Source organism: Pseudomonas frederiksbergensis (assembly GCF_001952935.1).
GTDB lineage: Bacteria > Pseudomonadota > Gammaproteobacteria > Pseudomonadales > Pseudomonadaceae > Aquipseudomonas > Aquipseudomonas frederiksbergensis.
The window spans coordinates 2,646,878-2,662,410 of record NZ_CP018319.1 but is presented as its reverse complement, the minus strand read 5'-3'; the positions used below and the strand labels follow the sequence as shown (position 1 = coordinate 2,662,410).

The 15,533-nt window shown below is 60.4% G+C and carries 17 protein-coding genes and 1 pseudogene; 10 read left to right on the top strand and 8 right to left on the bottom strand.

Annotated elements, in window-relative coordinates; translation table 11 throughout:
* Positions 1–13: 13 nt before the first annotated feature.
* The 4 genes and pseudogenes from PFAS1_RS12270 to PFAS1_RS30395 all read right to left on the bottom strand — a co-directional run.
* Positions 14–781, bottom strand: coding sequence for a uroporphyrinogen-III synthase (locus PFAS1_RS12270; RefSeq protein ID WP_076029328.1), 768 nt, complete (start codon positions 779–781; stop codon positions 14–16).
* Complete coding sequence (gene hemC / locus PFAS1_RS12265) at positions 778–1,719, bottom strand: hydroxymethylbilane synthase (RefSeq protein WP_076029327.1); 942 nt, start codon at positions 1,717–1,719, stop codon at positions 778–780. Before hemC ends, PFAS1_RS12270 begins: the two co-directional genes overlap by 4 nt.
* 138 nt (positions 1,720–1,857) lie before the next feature.
* Positions 1,858–2,604 (bottom strand): LytR/AlgR family response regulator transcription factor, encoded by a 747-nt coding sequence (locus tag PFAS1_RS12260; RefSeq protein WP_046045093.1) that lies wholly within the window; start codon positions 2,602–2,604, stop codon positions 1,858–1,860.
* Positions 2,601–2,920: pseudogene (locus tag PFAS1_RS30395) on the bottom strand (sensor histidine kinase); the annotation flags it as partial. The gene PFAS1_RS12260 and the pseudogene PFAS1_RS30395, both read right to left, overlap by 4 nt.
* A 144-nt stretch (positions 2,921–3,064) precedes the next feature.
* Between PFAS1_RS30395 and argH the strand changes: the two are divergent.
* Positions 3,065–4,459, top strand: a complete 1,395-nt coding sequence (gene argH / locus PFAS1_RS12255) for an argininosuccinate lyase (protein ID WP_033060676.1) — start codon at positions 3,065–3,067, stop codon at positions 4,457–4,459.
* Between the two features lie 114 nt (positions 4,460–4,573).
* Here the strand turns inward: argH and PFAS1_RS12250 are convergent, their stop codons facing one another.
* Entirely contained in the window at positions 4,574–5,233 is a 660-nt protein-coding gene (locus PFAS1_RS12250) for a glutathione S-transferase family protein (protein WP_076029326.1), read from the bottom strand.
* 124 nt (positions 5,234–5,357) lie between these two features.
* Here PFAS1_RS12250 and PFAS1_RS12245 point away from each other — a divergent pair, with 124 nt between their 5' ends.
* From PFAS1_RS12245 to PFAS1_RS12235, 3 genes are all read left to right on the top strand, one after another.
* A complete protein-coding gene (locus tag PFAS1_RS12245; protein WP_074871893.1) occupies positions 5,358–5,654 on the top strand; it encodes a hypothetical protein in 297 nt (98 codons plus the stop codon).
* 359 nt (positions 5,655–6,013) lie between these two features.
* Complete coding sequence (locus tag PFAS1_RS12240; RefSeq protein WP_008150272.1) at positions 6,014–6,259, top strand: TIGR02647 family protein; 246 nt, start codon at positions 6,014–6,016, stop codon at positions 6,257–6,259.
* A gap of 205 nt (positions 6,260–6,464) precedes the next feature.
* On the top strand, positions 6,465–9,305 hold the full coding sequence (locus tag PFAS1_RS12235; RefSeq protein WP_076029325.1) for a class I adenylate cyclase: 2,841 nt from the start codon (positions 6,465–6,467) through the stop codon (positions 9,303–9,305).
* Positions 9,306–9,309: 4 nt separating this feature from the next.
* On the opposite strand, the gene rnk is transcribed toward PFAS1_RS12235, so the two are convergent.
* The 3 genes from rnk to cyaY form a co-directional block, all read right to left on the bottom strand.
* Positions 9,310–9,720 (bottom strand): nucleoside diphosphate kinase regulator, encoded by a 411-nt coding sequence (gene rnk / locus PFAS1_RS12230; RefSeq protein ID WP_076029324.1) that lies wholly within the window; start codon positions 9,718–9,720, stop codon positions 9,310–9,312.
* Between the two features lie 269 nt (positions 9,721–9,989).
* Positions 9,990–10,208, bottom strand: a complete 219-nt coding sequence (locus tag PFAS1_RS12225) for a DUF1289 domain-containing protein (RefSeq protein ID WP_076029323.1) — start codon at positions 10,206–10,208, stop codon at positions 9,990–9,992.
* 4 nt (positions 10,209–10,212) lie between these two features.
* The gene (gene cyaY / locus PFAS1_RS12220; RefSeq protein WP_046053810.1) at positions 10,213–10,545 is read right to left on the bottom strand and encodes an iron donor protein CyaY; all 333 of its coding nucleotides are present in this window, start codon (positions 10,543–10,545) and stop codon (positions 10,213–10,215) included.
* Positions 10,546–10,875: 330 nt separating this feature from the next.
* Here cyaY and lptM point away from each other — a divergent pair, with 330 nt between their 5' ends.
* The 6 genes from lptM to PFAS1_RS12185 are packed head-to-tail and all read left to right on the top strand — an operon-like array spanning position 10,876 to position 15,480.
* Entirely contained in the window at positions 10,876–11,046 is a 171-nt protein-coding gene (gene lptM, locus PFAS1_RS12210; RefSeq protein WP_074871901.1) for an LPS translocon maturation chaperone LptM, read from the top strand.
* Between the two features lie 9 nt (positions 11,047–11,055).
* Positions 11,056–12,303, top strand: coding sequence for a diaminopimelate decarboxylase (gene lysA / locus PFAS1_RS12205; RefSeq protein WP_076029321.1), 1,248 nt, complete (start codon positions 11,056–11,058; stop codon positions 12,301–12,303).
* A 4-nt stretch (positions 12,304–12,307) separates the two neighbouring features.
* Complete coding sequence (dapF, locus tag PFAS1_RS12200) at positions 12,308–13,138, top strand: diaminopimelate epimerase (RefSeq protein WP_076029320.1); 831 nt, start codon at positions 12,308–12,310, stop codon at positions 13,136–13,138.
* 13 nt (positions 13,139–13,151) lie between these two features.
* Complete coding sequence (locus PFAS1_RS12195; protein WP_074871905.1) at positions 13,152–13,877, top strand: DUF484 family protein; 726 nt, start codon at positions 13,152–13,154, stop codon at positions 13,875–13,877.
* Positions 13,878–13,879: 2 nt separating this feature from the next.
* On the top strand, positions 13,880–14,779 hold the full coding sequence (gene xerC, locus PFAS1_RS12190) for a tyrosine recombinase XerC (protein ID WP_076029319.1): 900 nt from the start codon (positions 13,880–13,882) through the stop codon (positions 14,777–14,779).
* Positions 14,776–15,480 carry an HAD family hydrolase gene (locus tag PFAS1_RS12185; RefSeq protein WP_076029318.1) on the top strand — a complete coding sequence of 235 codons (705 nt, stop codon included), beginning with the start codon at positions 14,776–14,778 and terminating at the stop codon, positions 15,478–15,480. The genes xerC and PFAS1_RS12185 overlap by 4 nt, the downstream gene beginning before the upstream one ends.
* The last annotated feature ends 53 nt before the right edge of the window (positions 15,481–15,533 follow it).

Genomic DNA, 15,533 nt, shown 5'->3' with positions numbered 1-15,533 from the left:
TCCATCCTTTGCATTAGAGAACGGGTCCGGGATGCTCCCGTAACGCCGTCAGCAATGCCGCGGCACTGGCGCCACGACAATCCACAACTGTTTGGGCCCCGGCGGCACGTGCCAGCTCGGCGACCCTGGGGCTTGGAACAAACAACGGCAACCGCGACAACTGCGGCCAGGCATCGCCGGCCAATTGATGCAGGTGCTCAAAACCCTGTCCACTGCTGACCACCAGCCCGTTCAAGCGTTCCGCTTCGATCCGGTCAGGCAGCGCTGCCGGCGGGTACTGCGGCAGGTCGCGGCGGTACAACTCCAGATACTCGACACTAGCACCAAGCTCACGCAAACGCTCAGCCAGCAACTCGCGCCCGCCCTCCCCGCGCATGATCAGCACGCGCGGACCGGGCCGCGCGATTGCTTCGCGCAACTGCGGAAGTTCAAGCAAGGCTTCGCTGTCATCGCCCTCCACCGGAAAGCTGATGTCCAACCCGCGCTCCTCGAGGATCTGCGCGGTGGCTGCGCCTACGCTGAACCACTTCAAACGAGGGGGTTGCGGCCGATACCTGTCGAGCAGATCCACGGCAATTCTGGCAGCCGGCTTGCTGACGACAATCACTGCGCAATAGCGATCCAGCCCCTGAATCATCTCGCGCATTGTGTCAGAGGCAGGAATCGGCTCGATCTCCAAAAGCGGCAAACTGCTGCTGAAAATCCCCTTTTCGGCCAAAAAGCCGCTCAGCGCCGCCGACTCATCCGCGGGACGCGTCAGCAGCAGGCGCCAAGCCGTCACTCGTGACCTGCCTCGCCGTAGACTGCTTTCAAGATGTCGTTGGCGCCTTGACTCAGCAGATCTTCAGCCACTTGCACGCCCAGGGCTTCGGCATCGCTACGTGGCGCACGAGCTTCGGCGCTGAGCAGCAGGCCGCCGTTCGGATCTCCGACAAGACCGCGCAACCAGATTTGTTCGCCTTCAAGCACGGCATAGCAGGCGATCGGCACTTGGCAGCCACCATTCAAATGTTTGTTGAGAGCACGTTCGGCGGTCACGCGGGTGGCGGTGTCCTGATGGTGAAGCGGTGCCAACAGCGCGTGAATTTGGCTGTCGATGCTGCGGCATTCGATACCCACCGCACCTTGGCCACCGGCCGGCAGACTGTCGTCGACGCTGATGGCCGAGGTGATGCGATCTTCAAAGCCCAGACGAATCAGGCCGGCAGCAGCGAGGATAATGGCGTCGTATTCGCCGGCATCGAGCTTGGCCAGGCGCGTGTTGACGTTGCCGCGCAGGAAACGAATCTCCAGGTCTGGGCGACGGGTCAGCAACTGGGCCTGACGGCGCAGGCTGGAGGTGCCGACGATGCTGCCTTGCGGCAATTCGTCCAGGCTGGTGTAGGTGTTGGAGACGAATGCATCGCGCGGGTCTTCGCGCTCGCAGATGCAAAACAGACCGAGGCCTTCAGGGAAGTCCATCGGCACGTCTTTCATGGAGTGCACCGCGATGTCGGCTTCGTTTTCCAGCAACGCGGTTTCCAGTTCTTTGACGAACAGGCCCTTGCCGCCGATTTTCGACAGTGGCGAGTCGAGCAACTTGTCACCGCGACTGACCATGGGCACCAACGTCACGAGCAGACCCGGATGGGCCTCTTCCAGACGGGCTTTGACGTATTCGGCCTGCCACAGGGCGAGTGCACTTTTACGGGTGGCGATGCGGATTTCGCGAGAGGACATGGATCAATCCGTACTGAATAGATACGGCGGATAATAACAGCTCAGCCAAATCCACTTTGACTTGTATCAGAAAACCGCGTGGCCTCCCTGGCCTCAGGCATCCAGCAATCGGGATGAAACCCGCCCGTAAATGGCGGATTAAAGCTGTTGCATCATCTTGCGCACGCCGGCCACATGCCGTCGGCTGACGATCAGGGCGTCGCCGTTCAAGCCTTTGAGGAACAGCTGAAAATGCCCCAGAGGCGTGCGTTGCAGGCGTTCGATGCGTTCGCGGGCGACCAGCGCGTTGCGGTGGATTCGCACGAAGCGGTCGCCAAATTCATCTTCAAGGGCCTTGAGCGGCTCATCCAGCAGCACTTCGCCGCCTTCATGGCGCAAGGTCACGTATTTGTGATCCGCAATGAAATAGACCACCTGACCCAACGGGATCAGCTCGATGCCTTTACGGGTTCGAGCGCTGATGTGGCTGCGTGGGCCGCTGCCACTTTCGGCGGCGGGACGGGTCAGGGCCGCGAGCTGGACGCGATTGGGCCGCTCGGCTTTTTTCAACGCTTCATGTAATTGTTCTGTACGCACAGGTTTCACCAGATAGCCTACGGCGCTGGCCTGTAAGGCTTCCACGGCAAATTCATCGGGGCCTGTGCAAAACACCACGGCGGGCGGGGTTTCGCGTTCGCACAATCGTGCAGCCACTTGCAAGCCATCGAGGCCCGGCATGCCGATATCGAGCAGCACGATATCGGGTTTGTGGCTGTCGATCAGAGCCAACGCTTCATCGCCGTTCGTGGCGCTAGGCTCCAGGACACTGTATCCCTCGAGTTCGCCAACCATTCGGCTCAGGCGCTCGCGGGCAAGGGGTTCGTCATCAACGATCAGGACATTCATATTGCGCTGGATTCCTGCGTGAGTCTCGCACAAGGATAGCGTAGACAGGTGAAGTGACGTCCGTCACCGCGATCCACGCTAAGACTAGCGCGAGGGCCAAAAAGTGCCGCCCGACCGACGGCTAAATTTTCATCTGTCGTGCGTTTGGCGGTCCTGGCCCGCATTGGCGAGGCTTCACCGTAGGGTTTGTTGATACACAATATGAACACCCCCTCTTCTTATGGTCAGCTGCAGCGTCTGGAAGTGCGCTGATCCTACTGTCCAACTGTAGACGGTTGCCGGCACGATATTGCTCAATTGAAAAATATCGTTGCGCAAATCCGCCTCGGCATTGATTCGAGTATGGCCCGCCACCTGAGAAAAAAACGTATCGACCAGTGTCACCGACAGGATTGGCAACCCTGTTATTATCCGCGACAGCTTTCTACGCCATCTTTCTTCAGCCGACACGAGCGAATTCATGAGCACTGACAAGACCAATCAGTCCTGGGGCGGCCGCTTCAGTGAACCCGTCGACGCCTTCGTCGCCCGCTTCACCGCCTCCGTCACTTTCGACCAGCGACTGTATCGCCACGACATCATGGGCTCGATCGCTCACGCCACGATGCTGGCCAAGGTCGGCGTGCTGACCGATGCCGAGCGCGACAGCATCACTGATGGCCTGAAGACCATCCAGGGTGAAATCGAGGCCGGCCAGTTCGACTGGCGCATCGACCTCGAAGACGTGCACATGAACATCGAAGCGCGCCTGACCGACCGCATCGGCGTCACCGGTAAAAAGCTGCACACCGGTCGCAGCCGTAACGACCAGGTCGCCACCGACATCCGCCTGTGGCTGCGGGACGAGATCGACCTGATCTTGAGCGAAATCACCCGCCTGCAAAAAGGCTTGCTGGAACAGGCCGAGCGTGAAGCCGGCAGCATCATGCCGGGCTTCACTCACCTGCAAACCGCGCAGCCGGTAACTTTCGGGCACCACATGCTGGCCTGGTTCGAAATGCTCAGCCGCGACTACGAGCGTCTGGTCGACTGCCGCAAACGTACCAATCGCATGCCGCTGGGCAGCGCCGCACTGGCGGGCACCACCTACCCGATCGACCGCGAATACACCGCTCAACTGCTGGGTTTCGACGCCGTGGGCGGCAACTCGCTGGACAACGTGTCCGATCGCGACTTCGCCATCGAGTTCTGTTCGGCTGCGAGCATCGCGATGATGCACTTGTCGCGTTTCTCCGAAGAGCTGGTGCTGTGGACCAGCGCGCAGTTCCAGTTCATCGATCTGCCGGACCGTTTCTGCACCGGCAGCTCGATCATGCCGCAAAAGAAAAACCCGGACGTCCCGGAGCTGGTGCGTGGCAAGACCGGTCGCGTATTCGGCGCCCTGATGGGCCTGCTGACCCTGATGAAAGGCCAGCCACTGGCCTACAACAAGGACAACCAGGAAGATAAAGAGCCGCTGTTCGACGCCGCCGACACGTTGCGCGACTCGCTGCGGGCCTTTGCCGACATGATCCCGGCGATCAAACCCAAGCACGCGATGATGCGTGAAGCAGCCCTGCGCGGCTTCTCCACCGCCACCGATCTGGCCGACTATTTGGTTCGCCGTGGCCTGCCGTTCCGTGACTGCCACGAAATCGTTGGCCATGCCGTGAAGTACGGCGTGGAAAGCGGTAAAGACCTGGCGGAAATGAGCCTGGAAGAGCTGCGCAAGTTCAGCGACCAGATCGATCAGGACGTGTTCGCCGTGCTGACCCTGGAAGGCTCGGTGAATGCCCGTGACCACATCGGCGGTACTGCGCCGGCACAGGTGAAGAAGGCTGTGGCTCGCGGCCAGGCATTGCTCGCCAGCCGCTAAACCGCTAAACCGCTAAACCGCTAAAAGCTTCGCGAGCAGGCTCGCTCCCACATTTGGAATGCATTCCCCTGTGGGAGCGAGCCGCGAAAGCGGTCTTGAAGACGCTGCAAAAACCTACTTCTTAGACGCGACCATCGCCAAAAACGCAGGCATCGCCGCTTCCTTGTCCTTCGCAATCCGCTGCACATGCGGGTTCTGCCCCAGACGCTCCAGCAGCGCCTTGGCCGCCGGCATCTCCGCCAGCAAATCCAGGTCAAACAGCTTCTGCGCCACCGCACAGGCCAACGGCACGCTGTAGAGGAAATACAAATCCGCAATGCTCAGGCTGTCACCTGCCACATAAGGGGTGAACTTGCCGTGCCTGCCCAGTGAGGCAAACCCCAGCAGCAACTCGGCCTTGGTCTTGTCCTTGATTGCATCCGGCACCGTCATGCCGAAAAATGCTTCGGCGTAGCAGGCACGCCCCGGCAATTCGATGTACAGCTCGATTTCCTTGGCCAGTGCCAGCACCTGCGAACGCTCAAAGGGATCGCTCGGCAACAGCGGCGTACCTTTCTGGCTTTGTTCGAGGTATTCGAGAATCACGCTGGTTTCGTTGATGAAACCTTGTTCGACACCCAGCACCGGCACCTTCCCGCGAGGGCTGATGGCTAATGCCTCGGGGCTCGTCCCCGGGTAAAACAGTACCTCTTCAAAAGGCAGTCCCTTCTCGAGCAGCGCCAGCTTGACCATGTTGTAGTAGTTGCTGACGGAAAATCCATAAAGCTTGAGCATCACATCGCCTCCAGGCCGTGCGGGGTTGGCAGGTGCCTTTTATAGAATGCCGCGACGTTTCTTGCCAGCAGCATCACAGCGCTGAATGCAGGTAAACTGGCCGCCTTAACTTGAGGAGCCTGCCATGAGCGAGCCAACCCCCGGCATCAACAACGACGAGATCGACGAAGAAGAGTTCGCCGAAAACACCCTGGTCGAAGCCATCGAAAACCAGATCGAAAGCGACAATCCGCCAGCCGCCAAGGCCACCTTCAACAAGCTGACCCTGGTGGGTTACGAACGTGAAGAAATCCTCAATCTGATGGCCCACGTTTTGGCCGTGGAAATCGACGCGATCCTCGAAGAAGACCGCGCGTTCAACACCGAGTGGTACGAAGCTGCGCTGCGTGCATTGCCAGAGTTGCCGCCCGAAAAGAAATAACCGCTACTTGTTGGACGCTGGCTTCTGTGGCGAGGGGGCTTGCCCCCGGTTCGGCTGCGCAGCAGTCGTGAGCTTTTTGGGGCCGCTTCGCGACCCAACGGGGCGGTGCGACGTTTCGCTAAATCCCCTCGCCACAGGCAACCTCCACAACCACAAGAGCCCGTTTCCACACAAATTGTCACCCATCAGTCCCGCCCTCCCCCAGCCCCTGACTACACTGAACCCACCCCGCTGCCGCACCACCCACCGGGGAATGCTTCCCAAGGCGAAAAAACCCTGTCGCGAGCACTGGACATGCCGCCCGAGTGGGATCACCTTAGGGGCGCTGTCGTCCAATTCCTAGAAAGTCTGGAGTCCTTATGTCGCTTACCCCTGAGTTGGTTGCCGAACTGGAAATCCTCGCACTCTTCAACCTGGACAGTTCCCAGGAAGGTTTGAAAATTCATCAGACCGCTGCCCCGAAAGCCATTGCCGCCGCCCAAAGACTGTTCGACAAAGAACTGATCACCCAGCCAGATGGTGGTTATCTGACCAGTCTGGGTCGTGACGCCGCGCAAAATGTGCAAACCGTTCTGACCATTCTCAACGTCCGGGAAACTGCCTGAGCATTACCGTCGCGCCCACGGAAACCCCTGCTACGGGATTTCCGCGGGCACATTTCGTTACCTGCCCTGTTGCCTGCCGTCGCCCCGCGTAAAAATCTGACGCCAGAAAAACAAAATCAGCTTAAAAGTCCTGGAGCCGAGGCGCTAAACTGCCCCTCATCCGCAGACAATCACGTCTGAGCCCCGCGAGCCGGTTTGAGCTGACATGACCCATGAAATCCGCCCCGATCTGGACGAGGGAATCGACCGCAAGGTTCTCAGCCAGCTGCGCGCACGTTTTCTGAAGCTCAACGAAGGCCGTATGGCCCGCGCCATGGAAGGGCTGTCAACCCGCCAGCAAGCGGTGCTGACCTTGTTGCCGCTGTTTTTCCACGTCAATCATCCGCTGTTGCCGGGGTACGTTTCGGGCAGTGCGCCGGCCGGGCTGTCGAATTACGAACCCGACGCCAACACCCTCGCCGAAGCCCAACGCCTGACCCGCTCGTTTTCCTATAAACCCCGCCACGGCAGCAATCCCCCGCGACCGATTCATGGCCTGTTCCTGATGGGCAGCCTCGGCACTCTCGCCCAGGCCGACCAGAGCGACATGGACGTGTGGGTCTGTCACGGGCCGGACTTGAGCGAAAGCGAGCTCGCTGAACTGCGCAAAAAATGCCAGCTCCTCGAAACCTGGGCTGCCAGTCAGGGCGCCGAGGCACATTTCTTCCTGATCGACCCGACCCGTTTCGTACGCGGCGAACGTGATACGCAACTGAGCTCGGAAGACTGCGGCACCACCCAGCACTATCTGCTGCTGGACGAGTTTTATCGCACCGCGATCTGGCTGGCCGGACGCACGCCCATCTGGTGGCTGGTGCCCGTCTACGAAGAAGCGAGCTACGACCGTTACACCCACACGCTGATGTCCAAGCGCTTCATCCGTGCCGATGAAACCCTCGACCTGGGCCATCTGGCCAATATCCCGCCCGGCGAATTTATCGGCGCCGGGCTCTGGCAGTTGTTCAAAGGCATCGAGTCGCCCTACAAATCGGTACTCAAACTGCTGCTGATCGAGGTGTACGCCAGCGAACATCCCAAGGTTCATTGCCTGAGCCTGCGCTTCAAGCAAGCGGTGTTTGCCAATCAGCTCGACCTTGATGAGCTGGATCCGTACATCGTGGTTTACCGACGCATCGAGGAATACCTCACCGCCCGCGGCGAGCCGGAACGCCTGGAGCTGGTGCGCCGGGCGTTGTACCTGAAGGTCAATCGCAAACTCACCGGCAGCAACAGCCGCACGCAGAGCTGGCAGCGCTCGTTGCTCGAACGTCTGGCCCACGAATGGCAGTGGGATCATCGTCAACTGGCCCTGCTCGACAGCCGCAGTCAGTGGAAAGTCCGTCAGGTCGGCTCTGAACGCAGGGCCTTGGTCAAGGAGCTCAATTACAGCTACCGTTTCCTGACCCAATTCGCCCGCAACGAACAGACTGTCAGCCTGATCAACAAGCGCGACCTCAACGTACTGGGTCGACGGCTGTACGCAGCGTTCGAGCGCAAGGCCGACAAGATCGAGTTCATCAACCCTGGCATCGCCCCGGATCTGGCCGAAGACACCCTCACGCTGGTGCACGCGCCGAACAAGAAAGAATCGGGTCAAACTCAGTGGGGTTTGTACAACGGCAGCCTGACAGCCCTCGAATGGGAGCATTTCGCACCGATCAAGCGCAGCCGCCAACTGCTGGAACTGCTGACCTGGTGTCACCGCAACGGCGTGATCGACAGCAGCACTCGCCTGGCCTTGCATCCCGGCACCAGCGACCTGAGCGAGTTCGAACTGTTCAACCTGCTCGGCAGCTTGCAACAGAGCATCGCGCTGCCGCTGACAACCGTCGCCGAAGAACAGTTACTGCGCGCGAGTGTGCCTAGCGAAGTGCTGATTCTGGTGAACGTCGGCGTCGATCCACTCAAGCACCACCGCGACCTGAACATCCTGATGACCACCGAGCGCACCGACTCCCTGAGTTACGCCGGCGTCCGGGAAAACCTGGTTCTGACCCTCGATCAGGTCACGCTCAACAGTTGGAACGAAGTGCTGGTCAGCCGCTTCGACGGCCCTCACGCGCTGCTCGACTGCGTGCGCGATTACCTCAACAACCTGCCCGGCGGGCTACAACAACCCACGTTGCGGGTTCGATGCTTCTGCCACAACCGCGCACAGTTTATTGCCCGGCGAGTCGAAGAGATCCTCGACACCGCGCAGAACCTGCTGTTGAGCCAACTCAATCATCGCTACCTGATTCAAGTCCAGCAGCACTACCACGTGCTCGAACTGGTGCCCGGCAAGGTCAAACATATCGCCCTGGACACGCTGCCGGCGCTGATCGATTACCTGGGCGAAGAGCGGGCAAGCTATAGCCCGCTGCACCTGGACCCGATGGTGCTGGAAGACCACGACCTGGCGCTGGTCCTGCCAATGGGGCAGCCCGATTGCATTCAGGTGTTCTACCGGATCAACGAATACCACGCCGACCTGTACGTGCTGGATGAACTCAATGTCCTGTGGCAGCAGCGCTTGCCTTACCACGACGAGCAAAGCCTGCTGGTGCCGCTGCAACGTTTCCTGCAATCGATCCAGTACCGACGCGACGCCTTGCTGCCGATGGAAGTCGCCCAGCCCCAGAGTCTGGACATCTTGTATTACCAACTGCTGCCCTCCGGCCCCGTAAGGGCGCGTCGGGTCGAATCCCGGCCAGCGCCGCAAACCCCGGTCAACAAACCGTTCTACGACGTGCAGGCGATTGTCGGCAAAGCCGCACCGGGGCAGGTGCAGGTCACGTTGTATTGCAATCAGCGGGAATTTTCAGAGTTGGAACATGGCGAACGACTGTTCAGCGTGGTCGCCCGGGAAATCGTCGAGCAGCGCCGTGAAACCGAACGCTATCGCTGCTACATCACCGACCTGGACCTGTCGGGCCTGCTCGGTGATGGTCAGAGTTCAAGCATTTTGTATTTGCGCTACAAGGCTGATCTGGAGCGCGCATTGAACGAGGCGCTCGAGCAGGTCTGAGGATTTACTCGGGGAAGTGGCCGCCCTCGGCCGGCTGCGATTCGACTTCCAGCAGGGTCAGTTTCAGCGTCTTGCCGCCCGGAGCCGGCCAGTCGATGTGCTGACCCACCTTCAAGCCCAGCAAGGCACTGCCCACTGGCGCCAGAATGGAAATCTTGCCTTCGTCGGCATTGGCATCCTTCGGATAAACCAGCGTCAGGTGATAGTCCTTGCCGCTGCCTTCTTCACGGCAATGCACACGGGAGTTCATGGTCACGACATCGGCGGGCACTTCATCGTGACCGACCACGCTATCGGCGCGGTCCAGTTCGGTTTGCAGCGCGATAACGCCCGGCAGCGAGTCATCCAGGCTGTCGATCAGGCGCTCCAGACGTTGCACGTCCAGACGGGTAAGGGTGATTGAAGGTGCGGTCATGATTTGGGCAGACTCCTTTCTTCTGCACAGAAAAAGCAAAACCCCGCCAGAAAAAGGCGGGGTTTTCACGAGCCTCGATGGGTTGAGGCGTTTCTGGACACTATCACAGCTCAAAAAATATACAAGTGAGGCCGCTGAACGCCCTCTTTAGGGTTGGCGAGTAACTTTGTGGCGAGGGAGCTTGCTCCCGCTGGGGCGCGCAGCGGCCCCGAAAAGTTCACGACTGCTGCGCAGCCGAGCGGGAGCAAGCTCCCTCGCCACAAAAGCCCTTAAGCCAAAGCTTTGCGTTGTGCAGCCTGCGCACAAATCAAGCGTCGCCGATCGTCATCGGCCGAACGCCATTCGCGGATATCTTCGACATGGCGAAAACACCCAAGGCAGACCTTCTGCTCATCCAGCCGACACACGCCGCTGCACGGCGAAGCCACCGCCGGGCTGACATTGCTGTAGAGCGGTTTTGGCGGACGAACGGGCGCAGGCTGGGTCACGATCTCACAGACCTTCGAAATCGAGCTCGGCGTCAGCTTGCTGCTTGACGATGCGCTCGAGCATCTCGCCGAGTTGTTCGTCGCTCTTGTCACACATCCAGCGCTTGCTCTCTTCGTCGTAATCGAAGTGGAACCCGCCGGACACGGCCGCCAGCCATAGCTGACGCAGGGGTTCCTGACGACTGAAGATCAATTGGCTGCCGTTTTCGAACTTGACGGTGAGCACACCGGCCGAGCTCTCCAGATCGATATCCAGGTCACACTCGTCAAAAATATCCTCCAGCGCCTGCTGGGTGGCATCGACCAGGTCGTGGAAACGGGCTTCAGTCAAACTCATTGCGGGAACCTCAAAAAGTGTCTACTCACGCTCAAGCGCCGCAAGATACGGGCGAGCCCCGGTGATTGCAAAGGATAACGACCAAGGGCCGATATAGGTACATCAAACACTGTACCTGTGGGAGCGGGCTTGCTCGCGAAGAGGCCAGCACCTTCAACATCTTTGTTGCCTGAACCACTGCTTTCGCGAGCAAGCCCGCTCCCACAATGGATTGCACATAACTGGCAGGCATCGTGCGAAGCCCCGCCGGACGGGAGCCCCGTTGCATAGGCAAGCTGCCGGGTGGCCGGTATACTCCGGCGCAATTAACGCATTTTCAAGGATTTCGCCATGAAGCGCCTGATCTCTTCCCTTGCTGCGCTCGTCGCGGTTGCTTGCCTTGTGTCGGCCTGTGGTCAAAAAGGCCCGCTGTATCTACCTGATGAAAATCAGGACCCTGCAGAGCAAGCCAAATCGTCGCAGCAGACTCCGTCGAAAGCCCACAAGCACGACGTCTACTAAGGGAACGCCATGGACGCTTTTAACTACCGTGACGGTGAGCTGTTCGCGGAAGGGGTTGCCCTGTCCGCCATCGCCGAGCGCTTTGGTACACCGACCTACGTCTACTCCCGCGCGCACATCGAAGCCCAGTACCTGGCTTACGCCGATGCGCTGGCCGGCATGCCGCACCTGGTCTGCTTTGCGGTCAAGGCCAACTCCAACCTGGGTGTACTGAATGTCCTGGCGCGTTTGGGCGCCGGTTTCGACATCGTTTCCCGTGGCGAACTGGAGCGCGTACTGGCCGCTGGTGGCACTGCTGACAAGATCGTGTTCTCCGGTGTCGGCAAGACCCGTGACGACATGCGTCGTGCGCTTGAAGTTGGCGTGCATTGCTTCAACGTCGAATCCACCGATGAGCTGGAACGTCTGCAAGTCGTCGCCGCCGAGCTGGGCGTTCGCGCGCCGATCTCGCTGCGCGTGAACCCGGATGTCGACGCCGGCACTCACCCGTACATTTCCACCGGTCTTAAAGAGAACAAGTTCGGCATCGCCATCGCCGACGCCGAAGACGTGTACATCCGCGCCGCCCAACTGCCAAACCTGGAAGTGGTCGGCGTCGATTGCCACATCGGTTCGCAACTGACCACCCTGCCGCCGTTCATCGATGCCCTCGACCGCCTGCTGGGCCTGGTCGACCGCCTCGGCGATTGCGGCATTTACCTGCGCCACATCGATCTCGGTGGTGGTTTGGGCGTGCGTTATCGCGATGAAGAGCCGCCATTGGCTGCCGACTACATCAAAGCCGTGCGCGAGCGTCTCGACGGTCGTGACCTGGCGCTGGTGTTCGAGCCGGGTCGCTTTATCGTCGCCAACGCCGGCGTGCTGTTGACCCAGGTCGAGTACCTCAAGCACACCGAACACAAAGACTTCGCCATCGTCGACGCGGCCATGAACGACCTGATCCGCCCGGCGCTGTATCAAGCCTGGATGGACGTCACCGCCGTGCGCCCGCGCAACAGCGTCGCTCGCGCCTACGACATCGTCGGCCCGATCTGCGAGACCGGCGACTTCCTGGCCAAGGATCGTGAGTTGGCCCTGGAAGAAGGCGATCTGCTGGCCGTGCATTCGGCCGGTGCCTACGGGTTTGTCATGAGTTCCAACTACAACACCCGCGGCCGTGCCGCTGAAGTGTTGGTGGACGGTGATCAGGCATTTGAAGTGCGTCGCCGTGAGACGGTAGCCGAGTTGTTTGCTGGCGAAAGCCTGCTGCCGGAGTAAACCCATGCTGCTGCGTTTTACCAAGATGCACGGCCTGGGCAATGACTTCATGGTCCTTGACCTGGTCAGCCAGCATGCGCACATCCTGCCCAAACACGCCAAGCAATGGGGCGATCGGCACACGGGGATCGGTTTCGACCAGTTGCTGATCGTCGAAGCGCCGAGCAACCCGGACGTGGATTTCCGTTACCGGATCTTCAACGCCGACGGCTCCGAAGTAGAACAGTGCGGCAACGGTGCGCGCTGTTTCGCACGCTTCGTGCTCGACAAGCGCCTGACGGCGAAGCGGCAGATCCGTGTCGAGACCAAAAGCGGCATCATCGAACTGGATGTCCGCAACGACGGGCAGATCGGTGTCAACATGGGCGCACCGCGCCTGGTGCCAGCCGACATCCCGTTCGACGCGCCGGAACAGGCCCTGAGTTATAAGATCGACGTCGATGGCACGGCGATCGAACTGGCCGCCATCTCCATGGGCAACCCCCATGCCGTGCTGCGAGTCAGCGACATCAACAATGCACCGGTGCATGAACTGGGACCGAAAATCGAGAACCATCCGCGCTTTCCGGCGCGGGTCAATGTCGGCTTTCTCCAGGTCATCGACCGAAACCGCGCGCAATTGCGCGTCTGGGAACGCGGGGCCGGGGAAACCCAGGCGTGCGGAACCGGCGCCTGCGCTGCCGCAGTGGCCGCGATCAGCCAGGGGTGGATGGATTCGCCGCTATTGATCGACCTGCCTGGCGGGCGTTTGTCCATTGAATGGGCAGGCCCTGGCCAACCGGTCATGATGACCGGCCCGGCAGTGCGCGTTTATGAAGGACAAGTGCGTCTTTGAGAGAGTCGAATCCATGAAAGATAAGCCCCAGGTTCCCGCCCTACAGCCCGACGAATCCCCTTCCGAAAGCCTTGAGGCGGCGGCGATTGCCGCGTACCTGGAGGCTCATCCGGATTTCTTCGTCGAGCATGAAGACCTGCTCGCAACCTTGCGTATTCCGCACCAGCGCGGCGACACCATTTCGCTGGTCGAACGCCAGATGACGATCCTGCGCGACCGCAACATCGAGTTGCGTCATCGCCTTTCGCACTTGATGGACGTCGCCCGCGATAACGACCGCCTCTTCGACAAGACCCGCCGCCTGATTCTCGCGCTGATGGACGCCACCAGCCTGGAAGACGTGGTAATCAGCGTCGAAGACAGTCTGCGCCAGGACTTCCAGGTGCCCTTCGTCAGCCTGATCCTGCTGGGTGACAACCCGATGCCGGTGGGCCGCTGGGTGACTCATGCCGACGCGCAAACGGCCATTGGCGGCTTGCTCTCGGAAGACAAAAGCGTCAGCGGCAGCCTGCGCGAACACGAACTGGACTTTTTGTTTGGCGAAGAACAGCGCAAGCAGATCGGCTCCACCGCCGTCGTCGCCATCAGCCATCAGGGTATCCATGGCGTGCTGGCCATCGCCAGCCGCGACCCGCAGCACTACAAGAGTTCGGTGGGCACGCTGTTCCTCAGTTACATCGCCGAAGTCATGGGCCGCGTGCTGCCACGGGTCAACACCTCCCTGCGCTCGGTACGCTGACCATGGAACGACAACTGGACGCTTACTGCGAACACTTGCGCAGTGAGCGGCAGGTGTCGCTCCACACGCTGTATGCCTACCGTCGCGACCTCGACAAAGTGCTGGGCTGGTGCGTCAAACAGAACATCAGCAGCTGGGCGGCCCTGGACATTCAGGGCCTGCGCAGCTTGATCGCACGCCTGCATTCACAAGGCCAATCGTCCCGCAGCCTGGCGCGGCTGCTGTCGGCAGTGCGCGGGCTCTATCACTATCTGAACCGCGAAGGTCTGTGCGATCACGACCCGGCCAACGGCCTGGCGCCGCCGAAGGGCGAACGCCGGCTGCCAAAAACCCTCGACACCGACCGTGCGTTGCAACTGCTTGAGGGCGCGGTGGAAGATGATTTTCTGGCGCGTCGGGATCAGGCGATCCTGGAGCTGTTATATTCCTCAGGTTTGCGGCTGTCGGAGCTGACCGGGCTCAATCTGGACCAGTTGGACCTGGCCGACGGCATGGTTCAAGTGCTGGGCAAGGGCAGCAAGACTCGACTGTTGCCAGTGGGCAAAAAAGCTCGCGAAGCGCTGGAGTTGTGGCTGCCACTGCGGGCCATGACCAACCCGGCGGATGACGCTGTGTTTGTCAGCCAACAAGGCCGGCGCCTCGGCCCACGGGCGATTCAAGTGCGGGTTAAAGCCGCTGGCGAGCGCGAACTGGGACAAAACCTGCATCCGCACATGCTGCGGCACTCCTTCGCCAGCCATTTACTGGAGTCCTCCCAGGACCTGCGGGCGGTTCAGGAATTGCTCGGCCATTCGGACATCAAAACCACCCAGATCTACACCCACCTGGACTTCCAACACCTGGCGACGGTTTACGACAGCGCCCATCCACGGGCCAAACGCATCAAAGGCGATGAGTCATGAGAATTCAATTGATCACCTTCGACCTCGACGACACCCTGTGGGATACCGCCCCGGTGATCGTCAGCGCCGAAGCCGTATTGCGTGAATGGCTGACCGAGCATGCACCGAACCTGGGCGCCGTGCCGGTGGAGCATTTGTGGGCGATTCGCGAGCGGATCCTCAACAGCGAACCAAGCCTCAAGCACCGCATCAGCGCCCTGCGCCGCCGAGTCTTGTTCCACGCGCTGGAAGAGGCCGGTTACGACCAGGGTCAGGCTTCAGACCTGGCCGATCAGAGTTTTGAAGTGTTTCTGCATGCGCGGCATCAGCTGGAAATCTTCCCGGAGGTGCAACCGACCCTGGAGGCGCTGGCCAATCACTATGCCCTTGGCGTGGTCACCAATGGCAACGCCGATGTGCGCCGGCTCGGGCTGGCGGATTACTTCAAGTTTGCCTTGTGCGCCGAAGACATCGGCATCGGCAAACCGGATGCGCTACTGTTTCATGAAGCGTTGCTGCGGGGCGGCGCGACTGCCGAAACAGCGGTACATATCGGCGATCATCCCGGCGATGACATTGCCGGCGCCCAGCAGGCGGGATTGCGGGCGATCTGGTTTAACCCGGCCGGCAAGGTTTGGGAAGCCGAAAAGGCACCGGATGCCGAGATTCGCAGCTTGACCGAGTTGCCGGGGTTATTGGCCCTCTGGAACGCCCAACACTAACCTTGAGATCACCGATATTCCCCTTGTGGGAGTGAGCCTGCTCGCGATAGCGG

What these genes read in the sequence shown, in the direction of transcription:
- hemC (WP_076029327.1), bottom strand. Translation starts at nt 1,719, where the DNA reads ATGTCCTCTCGCGAAATCCGCATCGCCACCCGTAAAAGTGCACTCGCC.
- PFAS1_RS12260 (WP_046045093.1), bottom strand. Translation starts at nt 2,604, where the DNA reads ATGAATGTCCTGATCGTTGATGACGAACCCCTTGCCCGCGAGCGCCTG.
- argH (WP_033060676.1), top strand. Translation starts at nt 3,065, where the DNA reads ATGAGCACTGACAAGACCAATCAGTCCTGGGGCGGCCGCTTCAGTGAA.
- PFAS1_RS12250 (WP_076029326.1), bottom strand. Translation starts at nt 5,233, where the DNA reads ATGCTCAAGCTTTATGGATTTTCCGTCAGCAACTACTACAACATGGTC.
- PFAS1_RS12245 (WP_074871893.1), top strand. Translation starts at nt 5,358, where the DNA reads ATGAGCGAGCCAACCCCCGGCATCAACAACGACGAGATCGACGAAGAA.
- PFAS1_RS12240 (WP_008150272.1), top strand. Translation starts at nt 6,014, where the DNA reads ATGTCGCTTACCCCTGAGTTGGTTGCCGAACTGGAAATCCTCGCACTC.
- PFAS1_RS12235 (WP_076029325.1), top strand. Translation starts at nt 6,465, where the DNA reads ATGACCCATGAAATCCGCCCCGATCTGGACGAGGGAATCGACCGCAAG.
- rnk (WP_076029324.1), bottom strand. Translation starts at nt 9,720, where the DNA reads ATGACCGCACCTTCAATCACCCTTACCCGTCTGGACGTGCAACGTCTG.
- cyaY (WP_046053810.1), bottom strand. Translation starts at nt 10,545, where the DNA reads ATGAGTTTGACTGAAGCCCGTTTCCACGACCTGGTCGATGCCACCCAG.
- lptM (WP_074871901.1), top strand. Translation starts at nt 10,876, where the DNA reads ATGAAGCGCCTGATCTCTTCCCTTGCTGCGCTCGTCGCGGTTGCTTGC.
- lysA (WP_076029321.1), top strand. Translation starts at nt 11,056, where the DNA reads ATGGACGCTTTTAACTACCGTGACGGTGAGCTGTTCGCGGAAGGGGTT.
- dapF (WP_076029320.1), top strand. Translation starts at nt 12,308, where the DNA reads ATGCTGCTGCGTTTTACCAAGATGCACGGCCTGGGCAATGACTTCATG.
- PFAS1_RS12195 (WP_074871905.1), top strand. Translation starts at nt 13,152, where the DNA reads ATGAAAGATAAGCCCCAGGTTCCCGCCCTACAGCCCGACGAATCCCCT.
- xerC (WP_076029319.1), top strand. Translation starts at nt 13,880, where the DNA reads ATGGAACGACAACTGGACGCTTACTGCGAACACTTGCGCAGTGAGCGG.
- PFAS1_RS12185 (WP_076029318.1), top strand. Translation starts at nt 14,776, where the DNA reads ATGAGAATTCAATTGATCACCTTCGACCTCGACGACACCCTGTGGGAT.